Origin of the sequence: Candidatus Rickettsia colombianensi (assembly GCF_003664375.1) — a bacterium.
Taxonomy (GTDB): domain Bacteria; phylum Pseudomonadota; class Alphaproteobacteria; order Rickettsiales; family Rickettsiaceae; genus Rickettsia; species Rickettsia tamurae.
On record NZ_RAQN01000003.1, the window covers coordinates 1 to 23,239 of the forward strand.

Here is a 23,239-nt window from a genome sequence, read left to right on the forward strand (position 1 = left end):
ATGGGCAAAATAATAATATTTCTCTTCTAGAAGCAAATACGCAGCGTGATATTTTAGATAGTTACGGAAATCTTTTGGACTTCCGAGCCGAACTTTCTAAATGTTATCAGACTTGGCAAAATACTCGGAAAGAAATTGCCGAAATAACACTTAAGCAAAATTCTATAGACCAAGAAATCGATTATTTGAGCTTTGCAACGGAAGAATTAACTAAGCTGAACATTCAAATAGGCGAAGAAGAAAAATTAGCAAATATACGAAAAGATTTGCAAAATAAAGATAAGGATTTACAGTTAATAAAAGATATTCTAGAACAGATTAATAATCCCGAAATAAATACATCAATTAATAGAGCAGAGAAATTATTAGCAAGGCAAGGCGATAATGAGCGTTTTGAAGCTATCGCTACAAGCTTAGAAGAAGCCTATAATAATCTAGAAGAAGCACGTCAAGAATTATCAAATCTGTTAGATAGTTTTAATTATGAGGAATATAATCTCGAAGAAACAGAAGAACGATTATTTTTAATAAAAGCTATTAGCCGTAAATATAATGTTCCCGCTGATGAATTAGGTGTATTTTTAGATAAATCTTTAGAGCAGCTCGGTATATTAAAAAATAAAATAGCAAATAGCAATGAGTTAAAAGCTCAAGAAGTGCTATTGCAGAAAAAATATTATGAACTGGCGAGTGATTTATCTGCAAAGCGTCTTATTGCTGCAAAACACTTAGAAGAATCGTTGCATCAGGAGCTAAAACAGCTTAAAATGGCGAAAGCAATTTTTGAGATTGAGATAGAAACTAGAAAAGAGCCGACAGCCGACAGTAATGATGATATTGTGTTTAAGGCTTCTACCAATCCTGGAACGCGAGCTACAGCAATCAATAAAATCGCTTCCGGCGGTGAATTATCAAGGTTCATGCTTGCTTTAAAAACTTCTTTGTTTGATAAAATGGTAAAACCATCTATTATATTTGATGAAATAGATGTCGGGACTGGCGGAGAGGTCGCAGATAAAGTAGGTGAGCGATTAAAAAAACTTAGTAGCGTTACTCAAGTAATAGTTATTACGCACCAGCCTCAAGTGGCAGGTAAGGCAGATTTGCATATAAAAATCGAGAAAACACAACTAGATAAAGAAACAAAAGTAACGGTAAAAACTTTAAATTTAGCTGAAAGGCAAGAGGAACTCGCCCGCATGATTTCAGGTAAAACAATCACCGAGGCAAGTTTAAAAGCAGCAAAGGAGTTGTTGCATTTGTAATGAACGTCATTGCGAGCAGGCAATTGGCGTTGTTGCATGGATCGGCAAAACCTACTCGATGTCATCCCAGCGTAGGCGGGGATCCAGTAAAAATACTAATAATTATTAGTATTTTTAATTGTTTTCTGGATATCGTGGTCAAGCCACGGTTGACACCGGAACAAAAAAATCAAACAATACAAACAATAATATGGAAGAAGACTTAAAAAAAACAGGTTATTTATTTAGCGGGAATGCTGTTTTTGTTGAAGAGCTATATAGGCAATATCTAGCCAACCCTGCCTCGGTTGATCAAACTTGGCAAGAATTTTTTGTCGGCATTAAGGATAATAATACTTTACTCAATAAAAGTACGGCAAAAATAATTATCCCTGATGAAATAAAAAAAGAATCGTTAAATAATAATTTATCTTCTGAAGACTTAAATAGTTTAAAAGCTAAGGAAATGATCAATGCTTATCGCAAGCATGCTCACTATTTAGCGAATCTTGATCCGCTTGGTCTTGAGCTACGTAAAACAAAAAATGATTTAAAGCTTAATATAGAAACTTTTGGTCTTGATAGCGGTCAGCTAGAAGAAAATATCAATATTACGAATGAATTTGTCGGTACTTGGAACTGTAAATTATCTGAATTAGTTACCAAGCTCGATAAAGTTTATACAGGCTCCATCGGTGTTGAATTTGAACAAATAGAAAATATAGAAGAAAAAAACTGGTTATATAATAAGCTAGAAAGCAAAATTACATTTTCTTCTGAAGACAAAAAAGCTATCCTAAATGATTTAGTAGAAGTAGAAGGGTTTGAGCAGTATCTACATACTAAATTCCCTGGTGCTAAGCGTTTTTCCGTTGAGGGCGGAGACGCTTATATAGTTGCCATGAGTAAAGCTATAGATTTATCTATGCATCAAGGCGTTGAAGAAGTTGTTATCGGTATGGCCCACCGAGGGAGGCTAAATACTCTGACTAAAGTAGTCGGCAAACCTTATAAAGCCGTTATTGCCGGTTTCATAAGCGGTAGCGTATTTCCTGATGAATTAAATGTTTCAGGCGATGTAAAATACCATTTAGGCTATTCGTCCGATAGAACTATAGAGGATAAGAAAATACACTTGTCGCTAGCCGATAACCCTTCACATTTAGAAGCGGTAAATCCTATAGTTGCAGGAAAAGTAAGAGCAAAGCAAGATATTCTTGGAGATACTAAACGCAGCAAAGTCAAAGCTATTTTAGTGCATGGCGATGCTGCTTTTTGCGGTCAGGGCGTGGTTGCCGAGAGTCTATCAATGTCACCACTCACTGCTTATGATATTGGTGGAATATTGCATTTCGTCATTAACAATCAGTTAGGTTTTACGGCTAATGCTACAGATACTAGAGCTAGTAGATATTCTACGGAATTTGCTAAAATCATAGCTGCCCCGATTTTACATGTTAACGGTGATGATATAGAAGCAGTGTTAAAAGCCACTAATATTGCGGTAGAATATAGGCAGAAATTCGGCAAGGATGTTGTAGTAGAAATTATTTGTTACCGTAAATACGGGCATAATGAGGGCGATGAACCGATGTATACTCAAGGCAAGATGTATAACATTATTAAAAGCAAACCGACCCCTGGAAATATTTACGCAAATGAGTTAGTAAAAAGCGGTATAATTGATAATAATTATTTTGCTAAGTTAAAAGAAGAATTTAAAGCAAAACTAGATAAGGAATATGAGCAGGCAAAAAGTTATAAGCAAGAAGCACATTTCTTAGGCGGGTTATGGCAAGGTATTTCTCGTACTCGTACACAAGCTGCAATAACGGGCGTCGGTAAAAAAACATTACAAGATTTAGGAACTAAACTATGTGAAATACCGAAAGATTTTGCTGCTAATCCAAAACTTGTAAAACTATTTGAAGCTCGAAAAGCCACTCTAACAGCTGATCAACCTATTGATTGGGCGACAGCAGAGCAGCTAGCTTTTGCAAGCTTGCTTGCTTCAGGCACAAATATAAGGCTAACCGGACAAGATTCGGAACGCGGTACTTTCTCGCATCGTCATTCAGTATTGCACAACCAAATTGATGATACTACCTATATACCTCTAAATAATTTATCTAAAGAACAAGCAAAATACGAGGTAGCCGATAGTAATTTATCTGAATATGCGGTGCTTGGTTTTGAGTATGGTTATTCACTCGCAACCCCAAAAAATTTAGTTTTATGGGAAGCACAATTCGGTGATTTTGCTAATGGAGCTCAGATTATTTTTGACCAGTTTATTTCAAGCAGCGAAACTAAATGGCTTCGTATGAGCGTGCTTGTGGTTTTGTTACCTCATGCATTTGAGGGACAAGGACCAGAGCATAGTTCGGCAAGACTTGAGAGATTCTTACAGCTGGCGGCTGAGGATAATATGTATATTACATACCCTACTACCCCTGCTTCGATTTTCCATCTGCTACGTCGCCAAATACTTGATGATACCCGTAAACCGTTAATCGTAATGTCGCCGAAATCATTATTACGTCATAAATATGCCGTATCTAAACTTGACGAGCTAGGTAAAAATACTACTTTCTTACCGGTTTTAGATGAAGTAACTAAAGTAGATACAAATAATATTACTAAAATAATTTTATGTAGCGGTAAGGTGTATTACGATCTATTTGAAATGCGTGGCAATAACAGTAATATAGCGATTATTAGGCTTGAGCAATTATACCCTTTTGAAAAAAAACTTGTAGCATCGCTATTAAAAAAATATAATAGGGCGCAGGAATTTATTTGGTGTCAGGAAGAACCGAAGAATATGGGAGCTTGGCATTATATATTTTCTCACTTAAACGATGCTTTAAAAGAAACAGGAATTAATAACGAATTTAAATATGTAGGTAGAGAGGAATCAGCCTCTCCGGCAGTAGGTTCGCTGCAAGCACATAATAAACAGCAAGAGAAGCTATTAAGGGAAGCACTAAAGGTGTGAATATTGTGGATTCTTAATGTCATTCCCGCATAGGCGGGAATCCAGTAACATTTAGTGTCATACCGCAACTTGATCACGGTATCTTAGGACACAGTATGTGATACAAGATCCCGTGGTCGTAGCCACGGGATGACAAAGCAAATTCTAGATTCCCGCCTACGCGGGAATGACATAGGAATCGTATTTTTAGGAGGTAAAATAAATTATGAGCGTTAAAATTATAGTACCGTCGCTTGGGGAGTCCGTAACGGAAGCAACTATTGCCAAATGGTATAAGAAAGAAGGCGATTCGGTTAAAACCGATGAATTACTGTTAGAAATCGAAACCGAAAAAGTGACTTTAGAAGTTAATGCTCCTTGCAACGGTACTATAGGTAAAATATCGAAAACTGACGGTGCAAATGTAGCAGTTGGCGAAGAAATAGGCGAAATAAATGAAGGGGCAGCTGCAAATACTGCCGGTACTAATAATGAATCCGCTAAAGCTCAAGCAGTTACGCAACCTACTTCAGAAAAGCCTGTAGAAAAACCTGCCGTGGCTAATAATACTCTTGCTCCTTCTGTACAAAAATTAGTTACCGAAAATAAGCTTGACCCTAATAATATAAAAGGAACAGGTAGAGACGGTAGAATTACCAAAGGTGACGTGCTTGAAACAATAAACACTCCGCCTACGGCTACTTCTGCTCCTGCAATAAGTAAATCTAATGAAGAAAGAGTACAGCGTGTTCGTATGTCACGCTTGCGTAAAACTATTGCACAGCGTTTAAAAGATTCACAAAATACGGCAGCTATTTTGACTACTTTTAATGAAATCGATATGTCAAAAGTAATTGCCTTGCGTAATCAATATAAAGAAGAGTTTGAGAAAAAGCACGCTGTGAAACTTGGCTTTATGTCGTTTTTTGTTAAAGCAACTATAAAAGCTTTAAAGCTTATTCCGTCGGTAAATGCTGAAATAGACGGCGATGAATTAGTATATAAAAATTACTATGATATAGGTGTAGCTGTCGGAACAGAGCAAGGACTTGTCGTACCGGTTGTTAGGGATGTCGATAAAATGGGATTTGCCGAAGTAGAAAAAGCTATAGGAATTTTGGCTAAAAAAGCTCGTGAGGGTAAGCTTTCTATGGCTGATTTGTCAGGCGGCACATTCTCGATTTCTAACGGTGGTGTATATGGCTCATTATTATCTACACCGATTATTAATCCTCCTCAATCAGGTATTCTAGGCTTACATAAAACCGAGGAAAGAGCCGTAGTTATAGACGGTAAAATTGAAATACGTCCGATGATGTACATAGCTTTATCTTACGATCATCGCATAATTGACGGGAAAGAAGGAGTATCATTCTTGGTAAAAATTAAGCAGCTCATTGAAAATCCTGAGAAGTTATTGTTAAATTTGTAAAAAATTGTCATGCCGTGGTCAAGCCACGGCATGACAATCGGGAAAGGAAGTATATAATAATGATAAAATGTACTCGTCGTATTGAATTCGATGCAGGACATAGAATTATAGGACATCAAAATAAATGTCAATTCCTGCACGGTCATCGCTATGTTCTTGAGATAACTATAGCCACAAACAAAACCGATAAACTTGGTATGGTAATCGATTTTGGTTTAATTAAGGATTTAGCTAAAAAATGGATTGATGAAAATTTTGATCATAGCTTAATCCTACATCAAGACGATAAGGAAATGGGACAGCAAATAGAAAATTGTACCGGTCAAAAAATATATTATATGCAAAATAACCCAACTGCAGAAAATATAGCGACGCATTTAAAGAATGAAATTTTTCCTAAACTTTTCGTCGGTCAAAACTTCTTCATAGCGAGCCTCAAACTATATGAAACGCTGAATTGTTTTGTTGAGGTTTAGGCATGCAAGATTGCTGTTTAATTTTAACTACTACTAATGACTTACAAATTGCCGAAAAAATAGCATCTGTTTTGTTAGAATTAAATCTTGCTGTCTGCATTCAAATTGACGATGTTAGAAGTTACTTTAGATGGGATGGTAGAGTACTTATAGAAAGCGAATATAGACTTGTAATTAAAGCAAAATCTTCTAATTATAACGAAATTGAAAATAAACTACTTGAAATTCATAATTATGAATTACCGCAAATAATAAAAATAAATATTGACTATTGCTTTCAAAAGTACTTAGAATGGATTGACCAAAATAGTAAACAAACTTATAGTTGAACAAATTTAAAAATTAAGTAAGTAAATTATGAAATTATGGCAAAAAGTTACCTTAGGGTTAATCTTAGGTATTATATTTGGTATATACTTACCACAATATGTTAATTATATTAAACCTATCGGTGACATTTTCTTACGTTTAATAAAAATGATCATTACCCCTTTAATTTTCTTCAGTTTGGTTTCCGGTATCACTAGTATGAATGATACTTCTGCCCTTGGTAGAGTAGGAATGAAAGCGGTAGCCGCTTTTTTAGGTACTACTTTTTTTGCCACGGTTTTTGGACTTACTGTTGCCTTAGTATTAAAGCCGGGAGTAGGCATACATATAGATTTTACCTCTTCAGAAACGACAAGTAGAACTTCATTTAATATAATTGATTTTTTTGTAAATATCGTCCCTGATAATGCTGTTGGGGCTTTTGCAAACGGTGATGTCTTGCAAGTTGTATTTTTTGCTATTTTTGTTGGGATTACCTTAAACAAAATGAAATCTATCGGTGAACCTGTTACTGATTTAATTCATGTAATGTCAAAATTAATATTAAAAATAATATCGTTTGTTATTCAATTATCCCCTTACGGTGCTTTTGCTTTAACAGGCTGGATTGTAGGCATGCAGGGAGTTGAGGTAATGATTAGTTTATCGAAACTTGTTGTAGCGGTAGTCGTGGCAATGACATTCCAATATTTAGTTTTTGGCTTATTTATATATGTATTCTGCCGTGTTTCTCCTATACCTTTTTATAAGAAAAGTTTTGAGTATCAGATACTTGCTTTTTCTACTTCAAGTAGCAAGGCGACTCTTGCAACTACTATGCAAGTTTGTCGTGAAAAGCTTGGCATTTCAGAGTCTAGTACTTCGTTCGTACTTCCGATAGGTGCGTCAATTAATATGGACGGCTTTGCTATAAATTTATCTCTTACCACCATATTTTTTGCTCAGATGATGGGAGTAACGCTTGCTCCTCACGACTATTTAGTAATTATTCTCACCTCAACACTTGGATCTATCGGCGGTGCCGGTATTCCCGGTGCCTCTCTGATAATGCTTCCTATGGTTCTTTCTTCGGTTCACTTACCTATAGAGGGAGTAGCAATTATTGCCGGTATTGACCGAATACTTGATATGCTACGTACTACTATCAATATTACCGGCGATGCAACAATTACTATGATTATAGATAACAGCGAAGATACTTTAGATAAGGAAGTATATTTATCTTAATGCTCATCGACATTTCTAGCTAATTATGTCCTGCGAAAGCAGGAATCCAGGCAAAAGCGAAATTATTTGAGCTTTTGATTTTTTAAATTTAGTATGTTTATATTTTTTAATGACTGGATTCCCGCTTTCGCGGGAATGACATCGATATCCACACAACAATAGAGTTCTTGCATAACGTAGCTAATAAGGAGGAATTTGTAGGAGACACGAAACGCAGAACCGCAGCGTACACTTAGTACGTGAGGATTCGAGTACCGGATCGACGCACAAATTCCTCCTATTCATTTACTTAAAGTATAGTTATCAAAATTTCTTTTCTTATTTTCAACTTTTAATTTAAAAATGCTATTGACTTTAGAATCTAAAGTGTGTATTACAATAACTATATTAACTTAAGGTTGAGAATATATGTTAAATTTCCTAAATAATACAGACCATCAAAAAGGTTTGTATCTATAAATAATAGAACTTCAATAAGTGATATACCTGAATCGTTTTGGCATTCTATTGCTGAAAATAGCTGTGATATTAATTGGAAAAATATACCATTACAAAAAAGTCCTTTTCAGACTGTTACTACTCAAGATTTAATTCAAGAATTAAAACCCAAAACCATAATTGAATTTGGAAGTTTTAACGGAGCTTCTGCCCTTTGGTTGGTGGATATACAAAGTTTATCGGTAAAAGACGGTAAAGTTATTAGTATAGATATCGATTTTGAAAATATTGATCAAGCCGTAACAGGAGATAATAGAATAGAGTTTTTACAAGGTGATTCTAATATATTTCCAAAAGAGAAAATATCTGAAATAGTACATTCTATACTTTTAATAGAAGATGCTCATATTAATATGATAGGTATTTTAGAATATTTTCATAATAATATATTTGAAGAAGGAGATTATTTCATCATTGAAGATACTAATATTGATTATAATAATGCGTGCTATGATATTTGGAGGAAAACTTTAGATGAAAAAACTTGTATAGCAAAATTAGAAAATTTAAACAATAAAATCGTTAGATTAACTAGCTGGTTGAAAGAAAAAAAAATTTATATTTAGTAGATACAAAATATGTAGATCCTTGTGGTATTATTAATGCTTCTAAAAATTGGAACTCAGTTATAAAAAAGATTTAAAGATAAATTATGAGAAAGGAAATTTATCTAAAAAATTTTAATATTAATAGCGATGAGGTTTTAAACAATTTTACTAAAAATCCATATAAATCTACTGTATTTTTTAGAAACAAACTATGTAAATTATACAAAAGAAATTAAAGATGCAGTAAATAATAATGCAGAAATTATACATATAAAAAATATCGATAAAAAAAACTATAATATAATGACCCCTTATGACGGTGAGGTATGGATTACGGGAATAGAAGAATTAATTTGTCATATGTATGGAGAATAGGGATAATTGGTAGTTTTCCTGTATTATATAAAGATGAAGATAAGAATATTATTAGAGCAGTAGCACCAAAACGTAATTCTCATAATGAACGTAGCTCTCAATCACCCTATAATGATTTAGATTGGCATGTCATACCGTCCAATGAAAGAAAAGAGTGATAACTTATCTCCTATAGTTGACTATTTAATTTTTGGGATTGTACATAAAGGACATGAGAATCTACCTATAGTATATATTAGCCTTAAAGATATATTAAATCAACTGAGCTACCAAGATATCTTAATAGGGTGTAGTAATGAATTTACAGTAACAAGTGCAGATTCTTTTTCATGTAAAATAGTGAGCAAGAATCTCCCTTTATTAGTAGAACATGCTACCGGTTATTACAGCAGAATAAAAATGGATGCTATTCCTGAAACACAAAGAGCAGCAGGGTTTTTAAATAAAATTAGAGAAATCGTAGATCAAGAATCTATTCAAAACTATATATATTACTTCCGGTGATATCGTTGTATTAAGCAATAAGACGGTTTTATGTAAATCACATAAAAACATCATTGCAAGCATTCGTAGAATGGTGGTAATTGTCCAGTAGCTAGGGTCTTGTTGTATGGTTCGATTCTTCAGCTGTCATACCGCGACTTGATCGCAGTATCCAGCTTAAAATACTAAAATTATTAGTATAAAAAGTTGTTTTTATGGATACGGTGATCAAGCCACGGTATGATATCGAATGCTTTTTCTGATACATGCAACAACGCTGCAGTCGTAGATTGCATGGCACGTCCCCAAAAAATAATAAAAAAATTCTGATTTACAGAATTTTTGCTCTTCCTTGCTTCGTCAATTGTTATACAATTTTTTTTGCAATGACAGAGGCAGAACATTAAGATAGGTTTTTATCCTAACTTGCAAAATATAAATAGAAACACTACCAAAATTTAACGGTAAGAATTGAGAAGCTTTTTTATTTCTTTTTCCTCTTCTTTATTTCTTGTCTTAATACTATTTCTTTCTTTTATAATTTTCTGTTTAGTTTCAAATGGAGCGAAAAATAAAGCAGTATAATATTCTGCGTCAGAAGCATGTAATTTTCTATTAGCATCCACTGCTATCCAATCTAAAGCTCTTTTTCCTTTAAAATCTTTAATTTTTTGATCTGCTTCATATTCTAATAAAATACGGACAGGTTCAACATTAAGATATGATGCTGCATACATAAGGGAAGTCATTCCGGTTTTAGAATTTTGAACATTAGGATTAACACCTAACTTAAGCAACAGTTTTATTAAATCAGGATTATTTCTTTCTGCGGCTAGCATCATCATTCCGGTAATACCGACTTCATACCTTAAATTAGGACTCATTCCCTGATTAATTAAAAATTCGGCAATTTTTATATTATTATTCGATATAGCATAATCTAGAGGAGTCCAGCCCAAGCATGGTTGATTTACTCCATATCCCTCGTCTAATATTTTTTTACTTCATCAATATTATCTGTCTTAATAGCATCCGCTATAGGTGTAATTGGATTTCCGACTTTTTGATCATATTCAACACCATTCACATATACTTTTTCGGTCTTAAACTCAAGTTTACATTCTAAACTTTAAAATTACTTGAATAATTTTCATATCATCAATCTAGGTACTATGTAACTATGCAGCATCAAACCTTTATCGGTAAGATAGATATTTTTATCTAACTTAATTAAGTCTTGACTTTGATAATGCTTAAGATTATTCATTTCCAAAATATTCTCTAATTTCGTGTTCAATTTCTGCTCTAATGTAGAAATATTTATACCCTTGCTAAGACGTAACCCCATCATTAGGATTTCTTCAATAATCTCTTGATGTGTTAACTTAGTATTAGTTTGAATACCGACATTTTTTGTGTTAACCGAATCTAACCATTTTTCAGGTTTATGCCACATCATAATTGCCGATACTGAACTTGAAGCATCAATTATTCTACTATGAGCTCCAGGACCTATACCTAAATAATTATTATAATTCCAATAAGCTAAGTTATGCAAACATGCATGCTCTACTTGAGCATAATTAGATATCTCATATCTAAAATATTTTTTAGATTCTAGATAATGGTTTGTCCACTCATACATCTCAGCCGCTTCATCCGAATGCGGCAAAATCAGATTACCCTCCTTAAATAATTTATAAAAAGGCGTACCTTTTTCGATAGTCAATTGATAAAGAGAAATATGGCCGTTTGCGAGCTGCATAGCTTGCTTTAATTCTTCTTGCCAGTCTTTTAATTTCTGACCACTACGTGCATATATTAAATCAAATGATACTCGTGGAAAAATCGTATTTACCGCCTCAATTGTTTTGATTGCTTGCAAAGCATCATGAGTTCTACCTAATTTTTTTAAATCGTCTTCTTTTAAGGATTGCACTCCAATTGAAACACGATTAATTCCAGCGGATTTGAATGCTTTAAATTTTTCAGTTTCAAAGGATGTGGGATTAGTTTCTAGAGTTATCTCGGTTTGATTATCAATAATTGCTAAATTACTGATTTTATTTATTATCCCTTCAACTATTGCAGGATTCATTAAAGAGGGAGTACCACCACCAAAAAAAATAGATTTTATATATTTATTTTGAATAATAGCCTTAAAATACTCAATTTCTGTTTCATAGGATTTAAGCCACTGATTATGATCTATATTGCCTGCCACATGAGAATTAAAATCACAATATGGACATTTTGACAAACAAAACGGCCAATGAATATAAATACTTAAATCATTAGCCATAACTCTCATATTTTGTATTTTTGCTAGTGCTAGCTTAGGTTTTGTGGACATTTCTAAAAAGATTCAATTTTGGTTATTTTTTGCTGCAAATTATAAGATTTTTTTGAAATATGAATACTATTCCTACAAAAATCTTATTAATTTTCGCTAAAAAATACCTCAAAATAGCAAATCAATTAGAAATGTCCACAAAACCTAGCATTTTCTTTGATTTTATTCAAGGTGTATGATAAAATACTATTCTAATTCAAAGAAAACTTTAAATAAAGCTTTTAATTTAAGAGATATTATTAAAATAATGAAAAAAAAAAATTACCCACTATTTTATAATTGTTTTATTAACTTTTTGTGTTCAAGCTATGGGAAATAATAATGAACAAATATATAATCCAAAAGACACTAAATTTCTAGAAGAAGCTGAAGGAGCTGAAGCTCTAAAATGGGCAAAAGAGCGTACTGATAAAACAGAAAATGCTTTCCAATCTATGCCTGCTTATAAGGTAGTTAAGAAAGAAATAGAATCTATATTTTATGATCAAAGAAAAACTCTATATGGTATTATCCGTAAAGGGTATGTATATAATTTTTGGATGGATGATAAAAATCCGCAAGGATTATGGCGTAGGACGTTAGTTAAAAACTACTCTGAAGATAAACCAAATTGGGAAGTTCTAATCGATTTTGATAAATTATCCAAAAAATTTGGTAAAAAAGTAATGTATCGAGGTGGGAGTGATTGTTTTCAAAACCCTAATCGTTTCTTAATTACCATGTCATTTGGCGGTAAAGATGAAACCTTTTTTGCAGAATGGGATTTAGAGAAAAAAGATTTTGTAAAAAATGGTTTTGAGCCAAAAACAAGTAGCGGAAAATTACTAGAAGGTAAATTTACTTATCCTACTTGGATCGACCAAGATACTATTATATTTAATCCAGTTTTGCATAAAGAGGAAGTTACTGACTCTTTATATCCTAGCTCGCTCTACATATGGAAGCGAGGAGAACCTATAGAGAAAGCCAAAAAACTATTTGAAATACCAAAGAATTATATACGTGTATCAGCCGGTAAGCTTTTATCCGATAATATTTCTTCATCTTTAATATTTATATCTGCAGATAAGGATTTTTATAATTACGATAATTATATTTTAAATACTAAAGATGAGAGCTTAAAATTACAAAAAATAAATATGCCATCAGATGCAACACCTCAAGGTTCTTTTAAAGAATATGTATTTTGGCTGCTGCGTTCCGATTGGCAATTTAAAGGTAGTAATATAAAAGCAGGTTCACTTGTTGCCATACACTACACTGATCTTCTAAAAGAAGATAGCGATAAAGCTAGCTTAAAAATATTATTTACCCCAACAGAGAGGGAAGTATTTTATTTTGTAGGAATGACTAAAGATACAGTATTTTTAACTAGCTATGAGAATGTTATTTCAAAAGTAGTAACATTTACATTAGAAAATAATGAATGGACAAAACCGATAAACTTAAAGCTGCCTTATGAAAATGCAATTTTTGGTATGTATTCTGATGATGATGAGGAAGATGCATTAATTACTATAGAAAATTCTATAGTTCCTCCAACTATCTATTTATGGGATAAAACTCATGAATTAAAAGTTATTAGAAAGCCTTTATATCCGTTTGATAGCAAAAATTATGTTGTAGATCAAAAGGAAGCAACAAGCTCGGATGGATTTAAAATACCATATTTTATTGTCTATAAAAAAGGTACAAAATTTGATGGTAAGAATCCAACATTACTTGAAGCATATGGTGGTTTTCAAGTAATCAACTCTCCATATTTCTCTCGCATGGAAAATGAAGTATGGGTTAAACATGGCGGCGGGGTTAGTGTTCTTGCTAATATCAGAGGCGGCGGAGAGTTTGGTCCTGAGTGGCATAAAGCAGCTCAAGGGATAAAGCGTCAAACCGGCTTTAATGATTTTATTGCAGTAGCAGAGGATTTAATAAAGCAAAACATTACTAGCCCTGAGTATTTAGGAATCAAAGGAGGAAGTAACGGCGGATTGCTAGTAAGTGTTGCAATGACGCAGCGTCCCGATTTATTTGGAGCTATAGCATGCGAAGTACCGATACTTGATATGATACGCTATAAAGAATTCGGAGCAGGACATTCATGGGTAACTGAATATGGCGACCCGGAAAATCCAAATGATTTAGTACATATTAAAAAATATGCACCTTTAGAAAATTTATCTTTAACTCAAAAATATCCTATTATTTTAATTACCGGTTCAGTACTTGATCAGCGTGTACATCCATGGCATGCACGCATTTTTGAGTATGTACTTGAGCAAAATCCAAACACTACAACTTATTTCTTAGAAAGTAGTGATAGCGGACACGGTAGCGGTAGTGACTTAAAAGACAGTGCTAATTATTTTATCAATATTTATACATTTTTTGCAAATGCTTTGAAATTAAAAATTAATTAAATTTAATACTACGCCAATAGGTGTTGCTCACTATAGTACCGGATGGTTTTTAAAAAACCCTCGAAGCCATCCCTACAAAGGCACATGGGTGTCAACTTAAGGAAAATGTCATCCCGTGGCTTGACCATGGGGTGACAGAGGTGAAATTGATCCACGCAACAATGCCCGCTTGCAATGACGATAAAACCATTCATGCAATAATGCCGTTTTACGAAAACAATTTTCCAATTCCGCTACGTAATAGATTCTTAGGATTCATTTTACTGGCTTTTGTCATCATCTCGCTTATTTGCTTATATTGCTTTAGCAAAATATTTACCTTTTGTACCGTAGTCCCTGCTCCAGCAGCTATACGTTTTCTACGAGAAGCATTAATTATATCGGGATTCTTACGTTCTTTCAGCGTCATGGATAAAATAATTGCTTCTTGATGTTCAATTATTTTACTATTTAATTTTGATTGATCTATTTGATCCATAATTTTACCGCTACCCGGTAATATGCTAAGTATACTTCCAAAACCTCCCATTTTTTTTATACTTCTCATTTGCTGAAGATAATCATTTAAATCAAACTTACCTTTCTTTAATTTAGCTGCCGTTTTTTCGGCTTCTTCTCTATTAACAATACTAGCTGCTTTTTTAACAAAAGAGATAATATCACCCATATCAAGTATTCGAGAAGCTAAACGTTCAGCATCGAATTCTTCTAAATCGGTTAGTTTTTCACCACTACTTAAAAATTTAATCGGCTTTTTAGTAATATATTTTACGCTAAGTGCTGCACCGCCTTTAGAATCGCCGTCAATTCTAGATAAAATTAATCCTGAAATCTCTAACTTTTCATTAAAGCTACTTGCCGTGACTACTGCATCCTGCCCTGTCATACTATCAATTACTAACAAAGTTTCCGTAGGCTCTACTATCTTTTTTATTGCAAGAGCCTCCTCCATCATCTCTTTATCAATTTGTGTACGACCTGCCGTATCATAAATTACGACATCATAAGCAGAAATTTTAGCCTCAGCAATAGCTCTTTTGACAATATCGAGGGGTTTCTCACCTTGCACAATAGGTAATGAATTAATCTGTACTGAGTTTGCAAGTATAGCGAGTTGCTCTTGTGCTGCCGGTCTGTAAGTATCCAGAGAAACAAGTAAAACTTTTTTATTTTGATTTTTAAGTCGTAAAGCAAGCTTACTACTTGCCGTAGTTTTACCGCTCCCTTGCAACCCTACCATTAGGAAATTTACGGGCGGCTTTGAATTTAAATTTAGCTTTGTCTCACTTTCACTTGAAGCTAAGAGATTTATCATCTCTTCATGGATAATTTTAATTATCATCTGCCCAGGTGAAACAGACTTAATAACCTCCTGCCCTAAAGCTTTTTGTTTAACTTCCGCTATAAAATCTTTTATCACCGGTAATGCAACATCCGACTCTAAAAGAGCCACTCTTATATCCCGCATAGCAGCATCTATTTGGGCTTCCGTCAAAATTCCTGAGCTAACTAGCTTATCAAAAATCTTCGTTAAATTTTGTGTTAAAGTTTTAAACATGTAAGTAATTTAATTTATAAATATAAAGTTCCTAGAACCTAATATATACTACGAGTAAATGAACAATAGTCAAAATAAAACATAAATTAAATTTATATTCGAGAGGGAAGCCGCTTTCCATCTTGAATATTTATTAACTATTTTTTAAAAAAAAGGAGTATATTTCTCCAATATATTTTGTTGTTTTATGGATAACGTAGAAAGGAACGGAGGGATATCGTGTTAATTACTAGAAAACTCATTCACCACTAATATATAACTTGTTTTTAAGTCCAAATCATAATCAATGGTATTATATATTAGCTTTTTTATGTCGGTAAATTTTTGTAGTAAATAGGAAGGATGCTTATTTGGCAGTTTATTAAAAATCTTGTTTTCTAAATCTAGAAGTTCAATATTAATGTTAGCAGATTTTTTAAGAATTCTATTCATTAATAATAATAAATTATCAATGAAATCTAGCCATAATTCTCGGTCTTTAGTAGTAAAACGATTAATAAAATCTAACGTTTCGTTATCTGCTATCGGCTGAATAAACTGAAGATATAAATCATTGCGAGCATTAGGTAGAGGAGATCTAACATTAACTTTAAAACATCTTGATCTAATTGTAGATATAATACTTGCAGCTCTTGAGGTAATTAAAAAAATGTAACTATTCTTTGGTGCATCTTCAAGAATTTTTAAGCATGAATTTGCCGCATTCAAATTCATAAGATCCGCCGAATAAATTACTGCAACTTTATAACCTGAGATTGCAGAAGTTTTACTTAAGAAGTCTTGTAATTTTCTTATTTGTTCAATAGAAATATTTTTAGCATTAGATGTAACTGAAGTTTCCCTAGCGATGAAATGATAATCAGGATTGTTTTCAAGAGGAATGCTATTCTTAAAAAGCTTAATATATATAAAATCTTCTAAATCTTTTAAAACCTGCTCTATATTTTCGGCTTCGATAAGCCAACTATTGTATAGCTTATTATGTTTTAAGTTAAACTCTAGGCGTTCGATTATCAATGGTTGTAATATCGTTATGAATTGTACTTAAGAAGTGTTCTATATCATTCCGGCTTTTGCAGAGCATTGTTGCATGAGCCGGTTTTTCTAGTGTCACCCCGCAAGCTTGTAACGGGGTTCGGAAATTATCAGTACTATAAGTTACTTCTTTTAATTACAAGCTTCTTTCATTTTTCTTCCGGCTCTAAAAGTAGGTTGATTGTAAGCATCTATTTTCATTTTTGCTCCGGTTTTTGGGTTACGACCCTCACGTGCTTTTCTATGATGTATTTCAAATGAACCGAAACCTGTTATATTAATATTATGGTGGCTCTTTATAGCACTAATCACACTATCAAGAACTAAATTAAGTGCTTTCTCGGCATCAGCTTTTGTTAATGTTTTATGTGAAGCATGTTTATGATTATGACCATGGTCGGTCATAAATGCTATAAATTCGGTTTTATTCATTTTTTTGGGTTCTTTTTTGTTATGTGTACTCATAATAAAATCAACTCTCCTTTAATGGGTTAATATGTATTAATGTTTTTTTATAAAACAATATATACAACTGGCAATAATATACATCAATATATTTTTTATGTGAGTTAATTATAACAAACTACCTACATACTGCAAATGCCAGTTATTTACAAAGTTTAAAATATATACGTTATTATATTAATTTATAGAAAAATGTAGCCATTTTACATCAGTTATACTGTTAAAACTATCTTAACCAAGTAATTAAAGTGAAAATTTATCATTAAAACCCTAATTTATTGTCAATAGTAAATTACAAAGCTCTTGGTCTTATAAAAGCATCAAAAGCTAACGTCATAGATTTATCAAATGAAGTAACTAAAGAACTAGAAAGAATTAAAGAATCCATGCCTAAAGGAATAAGTATGGGTATCGCATATGATGGAGCAACGCCTGTAAAAGCATCAATTTATGCAGTATTTCAAACAATTTTTGAAGCTTTAATATTAGTAGTTTTAGTCACTTATTTATTTCTTGCTTCTGCTAAAATTACCTTAATTTCGTTTGTGACGATTCCGGTATCGTTGATCGGTACTTTTAGAGTAATGTATGCTTTTGGATTTTCTATTAACATATTTACGCTCCTTGCTATAGGTTTAGTAGTTGACGATGCAATAGTTATACTCGAAAACATTTTTAGATATAATGAAATGGGGCATAAACCCATGGAAGCGGCTATGCTTGCTTCTAAAAAAATCGGCTTTGCAATCATTGCTATGACTATTACGCTTGCTGCCGTATTTTTACCCGTCGGTTTTATAGAGGGTTTTATCGGGAAATTATTTATTAAATTTGCTTGGACTTTAGCATTTTGTGTTTTGTTCTCAGGATTTGTCGCTTTAACTTTAACTCCTATGATGTCAAGTCGTATGGTTACAAAACATAATACGGACTTATCGAAATTCTTAGTAAAGTTTAACGACATTCTACAATTTATTCAAAATAAATATATTTACTATCTAAAGCTAACTTTTGACAATAAAAAGAAATTTGTCATCATTATTGCATCATCATTTATAGTGCTAATTATTAGTTTTAAATTTACTCAAAAAATTTTCGTACCTCAAGAAGATGACGGATTTTTACAAATTTCTCTTAAAGGACCTGAAGGTTCTAGTTTAGAATCTTCTACTAAAGTAGTGAAAGAAGCCGAAAAAATCCTTGCTAATTATAAAGATATATTAGGTTATCTGATGGTAATAGGTGCAGGCGGTAGCGATAATGTTTTTGGATTCATTCCGTTAAAAGATTGGGGTGAGCATTCTCGTTCCCAAGAAACTATTAAGAATATGTTAAATAAGCAGTTTTCCGAAATACCGGGCATGTCGATTTTCGCTATGGATCCACGTTCAATGGTTAGCGGGAATGTAGCCCTATCGAGTTTACTATTCAAACGAACCTTGAATATGATGATCTAGATAAAATATCACAACAATTTATTGATATAATGAAAACAAATCCTATTTTCTTAAACGTCAATAGAAATTTACAATCGGCAATGCCGACTATACGTATAGAAGTCAACCGTGACAAGGCTTATTTATACGGAATGGATTTGGCAAATATAGGCAGAACGGTACAATATTTACTTGCAGGTCAACAAATCGGGGATTTTAGAATGGGTAATGATTTATATGACGTTATATTACAATTTAATCAAAAAGATCGAAAAGATATTAGCGATTTTAGTAAAATTTTAATCAGAGCAAAAAATAATAATATGTTACCGCTTGAATCGATAGCTAATATTACGGAAAAAATATCAGTAAAATCATATAGTCATTATAATTAATTCAAAATCCGTTACTATTTCTTCCGATCTTGCTCCTGACGGAAAAATTGATGATGCAATTAATGAAATCAATAAAATAGCCGCCAAGTTACTTGATCCTAGTAATACTATAATTGAATATATCGGAGAAATTAAACAAATGAGAGAGGCAGACAGTAATATGCTTATAACATTTGTGTGTTTGCTCTTATATTTATCTATTTAGTGCTTGCAGCTCAATTTGAAAGCTTTACTAACCCTTTATTAATATTACTCGTCGTACCTTTCTCAATAACCAGCGGTGTACTTGCTCTCTGGCTTGCCGGTAATAGCCTTAATATGTATAGTAATATCGGACTTATTACTTTAATTGGATTAATTACTAAGAATTCTATTATGATAGTAGAATTTGCTAATCAGCTAAGAGAAAAAGGAGTAAAGGTTCAAGAAGCTATAATAGAATCCTCAAAATTTCGCTTGTGTCCAATTCTTATGACTACCCTTGCTGCTGTAGTCGGAGCTTTACCTCTAGTTTTTACAGACGGGGCCGGTGCTGCTGCTCGTAATTCTATAGGTTTTGTAATAGTTTGAGGATTAAGCATCGGTACTATATTTACAATTTTTGTTATACCTGTAATATATCAAACTTTTAAGAAGGATTAATAAATTATAGAATTATAAAATTTAGTAGACATATAGCTCAAAATGAGAAATGATTATTTTACGTTAGTTTTGTTGCATGGCTCGGAAAGCACACACAGCGTCATCATGTGGCTTGACCGGCGTTGTTGCATGGATCGTTTCATGTCATTCCCGCCTACGCGGGAATCCAGTAAAACCTATAAAAACTTGTTTTTGTAGGTTTATTTTATCAAATGTGTAACTTCTATATCGATTTGAAGTTATTTTTCTGGATCCCCGCCTATGCGGGGATGACATCGAATAGGTTTTTTGATCCATGCAACAACGCCGATTAAGTCGCAGGATGACAGAGGTATGAGCCACACAACAAGGTCTAACTAAAAGGAGCTTAAATATGTTAATAAATACTTCTAATAATCCGCTTATTACTACTATACATTTATTATCTTCTATAGGTGCTATAAATTGGGGTTTAGTCGGATTATTTAATTTAGTTACACTTTTATTTGGCTCATTTCCAATTATTGTTACCATACCTTATATAATTATAGGCTTTTGTGGTGTATATTCTTTCCTTTGCTTAGGTAAGCTATTTTGTAAACCCGGAATAGAAAAGGCAAAGTAAACGCCTTTTCGTCATTGAGCTAACCAACTGAAGATGTTGTCGTATGACTCAAAAACCCACTCGGTGTCATCCCGTGGCTTAACCACGGTATCCAGAAAATAACTAAAAATACTAATATTATTAGTATTTTTAACTAGACCACGGGGTGACACTGAGACTGATCCACACCACAACCTCACCTGTGCTATAGCAGTTATTGCTGCTGTTTCAGCACGTAATATATTACTTCCTAAACTTATAGATTTTGTATTCTTATATGAGGCAAGAAGTTCCAGCTCATCATTAGTAAAGCCTCCCTCCGGTCCTACAATAATAGTTATACTCGATGAACTTGAAAAATTGGCTACGTCGTCTTTGTAAGTCCTCAGATGCTCACGTATTAGTATACGCTCCGCTCCTCGGCTTACAGACTCCTTGCCCTTTTCCAAGTTGTTCTTCGTATAACCCCTCTTCATTTCGCAAGAGTATATGTTACTAAGTGATGATAAAATTCGTAATATAGAATTTTCTTCTTTTTCATGTTCATTAGCATATAACATCAAATTATTATTCTTTTTAAGATAATCTTGTATTGTGATAGCTTTTTCAATTATCGGGGGAGTAAGACGTTCTGATTGCTCTGTTGCCTCAATTACACATTTTGTTAAACGTTCGATATTTACCGATCTAAATTGACATCGCCTAGTAATTAACGGAATAATTTTAGTTATACCGAGTTGCGTAGCCATATTTATTGCAAGCATTAATTTATCTTGCTTTATTATAGATATAGCAAGAATTAAAGTAGATTCTGTATAAGGCTTTTTTAACTGTTCTTTAAGCCTAACCGATAAGTTATGCTTACCTATATCGATAATTTGTGCTAAAAATTCTCCATCCGTACCGTTAAAGATACGCAAGCCATCATTTACTTTAAGACGTAGCACCGTTTTAACATAATGAACATGATCACCTGCTAATTCTATCTTGCTATTTTCAGCTAAACGACTATTAATATAAATACGATTATATTTCATATATTTAGTACTATGGACGATAAAAAAGATAATAATATATCAGAAGAAGAAAATTTGCCAAAAGAAAAAGAAATTGGCGGTGTTAAAGGTCTAGAACCGACAAGATACAGCGATTGGCAACATAAAGGTAAAGTCACGGATTTCTAATATTATGCCATCATTTGAGCAAATTAAGGTTTTACCTTACCAGCCACAGAAATTGTTTGATTTGGTGTGGGATGTAGAGTCTTATCCTAAATTCTTGCCTTGGTGTGCCGCCGCTAGAATCATTTCAGAAAATAATCAAGAGGTCATTGCCGAATTAGTAATTCAGTTAAAAGGCTTTTCAGAAAAATATAACTCACGGATTACAAGCGAAATAACAGATGAGGGAATATATTTGATTAATACGGTAGCTATTTCAGGACCTTTTGAATATTTAAAAAGTACTTGGCAATTTGTTCCATGCACAGCAGGAACTGAATTAAAATTCTTTATTGATTTTAAAATGAAGTCCGTAATACTGGATAAATTAATCGGTACTTATTTTACCAAAGCAACCGAAAAAATTATTGTGGCTTTTGAAAAGAGAGCTAAAGAGGTTATTAAATAAAAAAGAGTAAGGTTATAGATCTATAACCTTACTCTCTAGAAAATTTTGTATTTAGTTACTAGGCAATATCAGATATATATCCTTCATCTCCTAAGATTTGAGTTTGATCATCATTAAGATTATTATAATCAAGGCTATAAAACTGCTCTTCTTGTTCTTCGCTAGTACTAGAAGAAGTATGATAATTAAATAATGATTCATAAGCTTCATTTATTTCAGCATATTTCTGTATTTCTTTTGAAAGTTCTACTTCTTTATTTTGCATGGCTTTCTCTGTACCAGACCATAACTTACTTGTCAAATTTGGCTTGTATTCTGCTAATTGCTTATTTTTGTAACTTTCTCTCCTTTCAACAGTTTCTAAACTTAAAGCTTTTTCAATATCTTCACTTGAATAGCCATTTTGTATTAGCTGCTGAATAATACAACCATGTAAAGGAAGAATACTAGTATCTAGAACTAATTTATTTGTATATTGTCTTTCCACGCCAGGTATTTCCTGATATAACACACGATCTGTTGATTCTACTATTTCATAACCACCATTATGTTTGTAACCAACGCCGTCTTCCGTTAAACTTAAGGTTGGCACACGAGTTATTGCATTAGATATTATCTTACCGTTCATTCCTTCAATATATTTACCGGTAAATTTATCTATACCATTTTTATCTATAGCAGTACCGTATACAAAACTTCCTAACCCCGAAATAGCCAAATACTCTTCAACCTTAGTTGCTTCATGAGCTTTAGTAAAAAGCTTTACTTGTTCATTACTATCCATAATGCCTTTTGCCCCATAACTAGTACCAAAAACAGCCCCTGTTATTAAAGGTATTTTGCTTAGCCAGCTACTAGATGAAAAAAAACTACTTATTCCTGCAAGAAAACTTCCAGATGCTAATTTTGTATAAACACTGTAATCTGCTTTTGCTTTTTCTATTAAAGATAAGTAAGTAATAGGTTTATTACTTCCGAATAAATTTCGTACTAATAATGTAAACATAATTATCTCCTTTTTTAAGTTACCATGCTTCATGGTTTTTAAACATAACGCAAATGTACTATATAGCAAAGGTAACCAAATGTCAATCTTTATTTAATAATAAGTTAATTAATATTTACTTGACATTTGT

Annotated in this window: 18 protein-coding genes and 5 pseudogenes; 15 read left to right on the top strand and 8 right to left on the bottom strand. The window is 32.9% G+C overall.

What is annotated here, in order from left to right; translation table 11 throughout:
- From D6968_RS00405 to D6968_RS00455, 10 genes and pseudogenes are all read left to right on the top strand, one after another.
- On the top strand, positions 1 to 1,265 hold a 1,265-nt coding region (locus D6968_RS00405; RefSeq protein WP_141110515.1), incomplete at its 5' end, for a DNA repair protein RecN.
- A 190-nt stretch (positions 1,266 to 1,455) separates the two neighbouring features.
- Positions 1,456 to 4,242 (top strand): 2-oxoglutarate dehydrogenase E1 component, encoded by a 2,787-nt coding sequence (locus D6968_RS00410; protein WP_121542637.1) that lies wholly within the window; start codon positions 1,456 to 1,458, stop codon positions 4,240 to 4,242.
- Positions 4,243 to 4,447: 205 nt separating this feature from the next.
- Positions 4,448 to 5,653 carry a 2-oxoglutarate dehydrogenase complex dihydrolipoyllysine-residue succinyltransferase gene (odhB, locus tag D6968_RS00415; protein ID WP_121542639.1) on the top strand — a complete coding sequence of 402 codons (1,206 nt, stop codon included), beginning with the start codon at positions 4,448 to 4,450 and terminating at the stop codon, positions 5,651 to 5,653.
- A 59-nt stretch (positions 5,654 to 5,712) separates the two neighbouring features.
- Entirely contained in the window at positions 5,713 to 6,129 is a 417-nt protein-coding gene (locus D6968_RS00420) for a 6-pyruvoyl trahydropterin synthase family protein (RefSeq protein WP_121542641.1), read from the top strand.
- Positions 6,130 to 6,131: 2 nt separating this feature from the next.
- Positions 6,132 to 6,458, top strand: coding sequence for a divalent-cation tolerance protein CutA (gene cutA, locus D6968_RS00425; protein WP_121542643.1), 327 nt, complete (start codon positions 6,132 to 6,134; stop codon positions 6,456 to 6,458).
- Between the two features lie 28 nt (positions 6,459 to 6,486).
- Positions 6,487 to 7,686 (top strand): dicarboxylate/amino acid:cation symporter, encoded by a 1,200-nt coding sequence (locus D6968_RS00430; RefSeq protein WP_121542645.1) that lies wholly within the window; start codon positions 6,487 to 6,489, stop codon positions 7,684 to 7,686.
- Positions 7,687 to 7,799: 113 nt separating this feature from the next.
- Positions 7,800 to 7,966, top strand: a pseudogene (locus D6968_RS05545) (palindromic element RPE1 domain-containing protein); the annotation flags it as partial.
- A gap of 262 nt (positions 7,967 to 8,228) precedes the next feature.
- Positions 8,229 to 8,750, top strand: coding sequence for a CmcI family methyltransferase (locus D6968_RS00440; RefSeq protein ID WP_245968957.1), 522 nt, complete (start codon positions 8,229 to 8,231; stop codon positions 8,748 to 8,750).
- 308 nt (positions 8,751 to 9,058) lie between these two features.
- A complete protein-coding gene (locus D6968_RS00450) occupies positions 9,059 to 9,265 on the top strand; it encodes a hypothetical protein (protein ID WP_245968951.1) in 207 nt (68 codons plus the stop codon).
- Positions 9,249 to 9,611, top strand: coding sequence for a hypothetical protein (locus tag D6968_RS00455; RefSeq protein WP_245968953.1), 363 nt, complete (start codon positions 9,249 to 9,251; stop codon positions 9,609 to 9,611). Before D6968_RS00450 ends, D6968_RS00455 begins: the two co-directional genes overlap by 17 nt.
- 650 nt (positions 9,612 to 10,261) lie before the next feature.
- Here D6968_RS00455 and D6968_RS06385 read toward each other — a convergent pair.
- Positions 10,262 to 10,549 (bottom strand): annotated as a pseudogene (locus D6968_RS06385) (ankyrin repeat domain-containing protein); the annotation flags it as partial.
- A 191-nt stretch (positions 10,550 to 10,740) separates the two neighbouring features.
- A complete protein-coding gene (hemW, locus tag D6968_RS00465) occupies positions 10,741 to 11,943 on the bottom strand; it encodes a radical SAM family heme chaperone HemW (RefSeq protein WP_121542649.1) in 1,203 nt (400 codons plus the stop codon).
- 308 nt (positions 11,944 to 12,251) lie between these two features.
- Here hemW and D6968_RS00475 point away from each other — a divergent pair, with 308 nt between their 5' ends.
- On the top strand, positions 12,252 to 14,360 hold the full coding sequence (locus D6968_RS00475; protein WP_121542651.1) for a prolyl oligopeptidase family serine peptidase: 2,109 nt from the start codon (positions 12,252 to 12,254) through the stop codon (positions 14,358 to 14,360).
- A 208-nt stretch (positions 14,361 to 14,568) separates the two neighbouring features.
- Here the strand turns inward: D6968_RS00475 and ffh are convergent, their stop codons facing one another.
- From ffh to D6968_RS00490, 3 genes are all read right to left on the bottom strand, one after another.
- Positions 14,569 to 15,918, bottom strand: a complete 1,350-nt coding sequence (ffh, locus tag D6968_RS00480; protein WP_121542653.1) for a signal recognition particle protein — start codon at positions 15,916 to 15,918, stop codon at positions 14,569 to 14,571.
- 222 nt (positions 15,919 to 16,140) lie between these two features.
- Complete coding sequence (locus D6968_RS00485; RefSeq protein WP_121542655.1) at positions 16,141 to 16,935, bottom strand: DNA polymerase III subunit delta'; 795 nt, start codon at positions 16,933 to 16,935, stop codon at positions 16,141 to 16,143.
- Between the two features lie 150 nt (positions 16,936 to 17,085).
- Positions 17,086 to 17,418 carry an HU family DNA-binding protein gene (locus D6968_RS00490; RefSeq protein WP_008579420.1) on the bottom strand — a complete coding sequence of 111 codons (333 nt, stop codon included), beginning with the start codon at positions 17,416 to 17,418 and terminating at the stop codon, positions 17,086 to 17,088.
- A 299-nt stretch (positions 17,419 to 17,717) separates the two neighbouring features.
- Between D6968_RS00490 and D6968_RS00495 the strand changes: the two are divergent.
- A pseudogene (locus D6968_RS00495) lies at positions 17,718 to 19,891 on the top strand (efflux RND transporter permease subunit); the annotation flags it as partial.
- Between the two features lie 144 nt (positions 19,892 to 20,035).
- On the opposite strand, the gene D6968_RS05555 reads toward D6968_RS00495, so the two are convergent.
- Positions 20,036 to 20,404: a hypothetical protein gene (locus D6968_RS05555; protein WP_245968962.1), complete on the bottom strand. Its 369-nt coding sequence runs from the start codon at positions 20,402 to 20,404 to the stop codon at positions 20,036 to 20,038.
- Between D6968_RS05555 and D6968_RS00500 the strand changes: the two genes are divergently transcribed.
- Entirely contained in the window at positions 20,322 to 20,495 is a 174-nt protein-coding gene (locus D6968_RS00500) for a DUF378 domain-containing protein (protein ID WP_245968958.1), read from the top strand. The two genes, D6968_RS05555 and D6968_RS00500, sit on opposite strands and share 83 nt — an antisense overlap.
- A 170-nt stretch (positions 20,496 to 20,665) precedes the next feature.
- Here the strand turns inward: D6968_RS00500 and D6968_RS06585 are convergent.
- Positions 20,666 to 21,511 (bottom strand): annotated as a pseudogene (locus tag D6968_RS06585) (16S rRNA (uracil(1498)-N(3))-methyltransferase); the annotation flags it as partial.
- 21 nt (positions 21,512 to 21,532) lie between these two features.
- Between D6968_RS06585 and D6968_RS00510 the strand changes: the two are divergent.
- A pseudogene (locus tag D6968_RS00510) lies at positions 21,533 to 21,658 on the top strand (DUF1674 domain-containing protein); the annotation flags it as partial.
- A 4-nt stretch (positions 21,659 to 21,662) separates the two neighbouring features.
- Entirely contained in the window at positions 21,663 to 22,103 is a 441-nt protein-coding gene (locus D6968_RS00515; protein WP_121542661.1) for a type II toxin-antitoxin system RatA family toxin, read from the top strand.
- Positions 22,104 to 22,161: 58 nt separating this feature from the next.
- Here D6968_RS00515 and D6968_RS00520 read toward each other — a convergent pair whose 3' ends face one another.
- The gene (locus tag D6968_RS00520) at positions 22,162 to 23,109 is read right to left on the bottom strand and encodes a hypothetical protein (RefSeq protein ID WP_121542673.1); all 948 of its coding nucleotides are present in this window, start codon (positions 23,107 to 23,109) and stop codon (positions 22,162 to 22,164) included.
- Positions 23,110 to 23,239: the final 130 nt, after the last annotated feature.

Bases quoted from the DNA above. Each gene is read 5' to 3' on its own strand.
- D6968_RS00410 (WP_121542637.1), top strand. From the start codon at position 1,456: ATGGAAGAAGACTTAAAAAAAACAGGTTATTTATTTAGCGGGAATGCT.
- odhB (WP_121542639.1), top strand. From the start codon at position 4,448: ATGAGCGTTAAAATTATAGTACCGTCGCTTGGGGAGTCCGTAACGGAA.
- D6968_RS00420 (WP_121542641.1), top strand. From the start codon at position 5,713: ATGATAAAATGTACTCGTCGTATTGAATTCGATGCAGGACATAGAATT.
- cutA (WP_121542643.1), top strand. From the start codon at position 6,132: ATGCAAGATTGCTGTTTAATTTTAACTACTACTAATGACTTACAAATT.
- D6968_RS00430 (WP_121542645.1), top strand. From the start codon at position 6,487: ATGAAATTATGGCAAAAAGTTACCTTAGGGTTAATCTTAGGTATTATA.
- D6968_RS00450 (WP_245968951.1), top strand. From the start codon at position 9,059: ATGGATTACGGGAATAGAAGAATTAATTTGTCATATGTATGGAGAATA.
- D6968_RS00455 (WP_245968953.1), top strand. From the start codon at position 9,249: ATGAAAGAAAAGAGTGATAACTTATCTCCTATAGTTGACTATTTAATT.
- hemW (WP_121542649.1), bottom strand. From the start codon at position 11,943: ATGTCCACAAAACCTAAGCTAGCACTAGCAAAAATACAAAATATGAGA.
- D6968_RS00475 (WP_121542651.1), top strand. From the start codon at position 12,252: ATGGGAAATAATAATGAACAAATATATAATCCAAAAGACACTAAATTT.
- ffh (WP_121542653.1), bottom strand. From the start codon at position 15,918: ATGTTTAAAACTTTAACACAAAATTTAACGAAGATTTTTGATAAGCTA.
- D6968_RS00490 (WP_008579420.1), bottom strand. From the start codon at position 17,418: ATGAGTACACATAACAAAAAAGAACCCAAAAAAATGAATAAAACCGAA.
- D6968_RS05555 (WP_245968962.1), bottom strand. From the start codon at position 20,404: ATGGTAACAATAATTGGAAATGAGCCAAATAAAAGTGTAACTAAATTA.
- D6968_RS00515 (WP_121542661.1), top strand. From the start codon at position 21,663: ATGCCATCATTTGAGCAAATTAAGGTTTTACCTTACCAGCCACAGAAA.
- D6968_RS00520 (WP_121542673.1), bottom strand. From the start codon at position 23,109: ATGTTTACATTATTAGTACGAAATTTATTCGGAAGTAATAAACCTATT.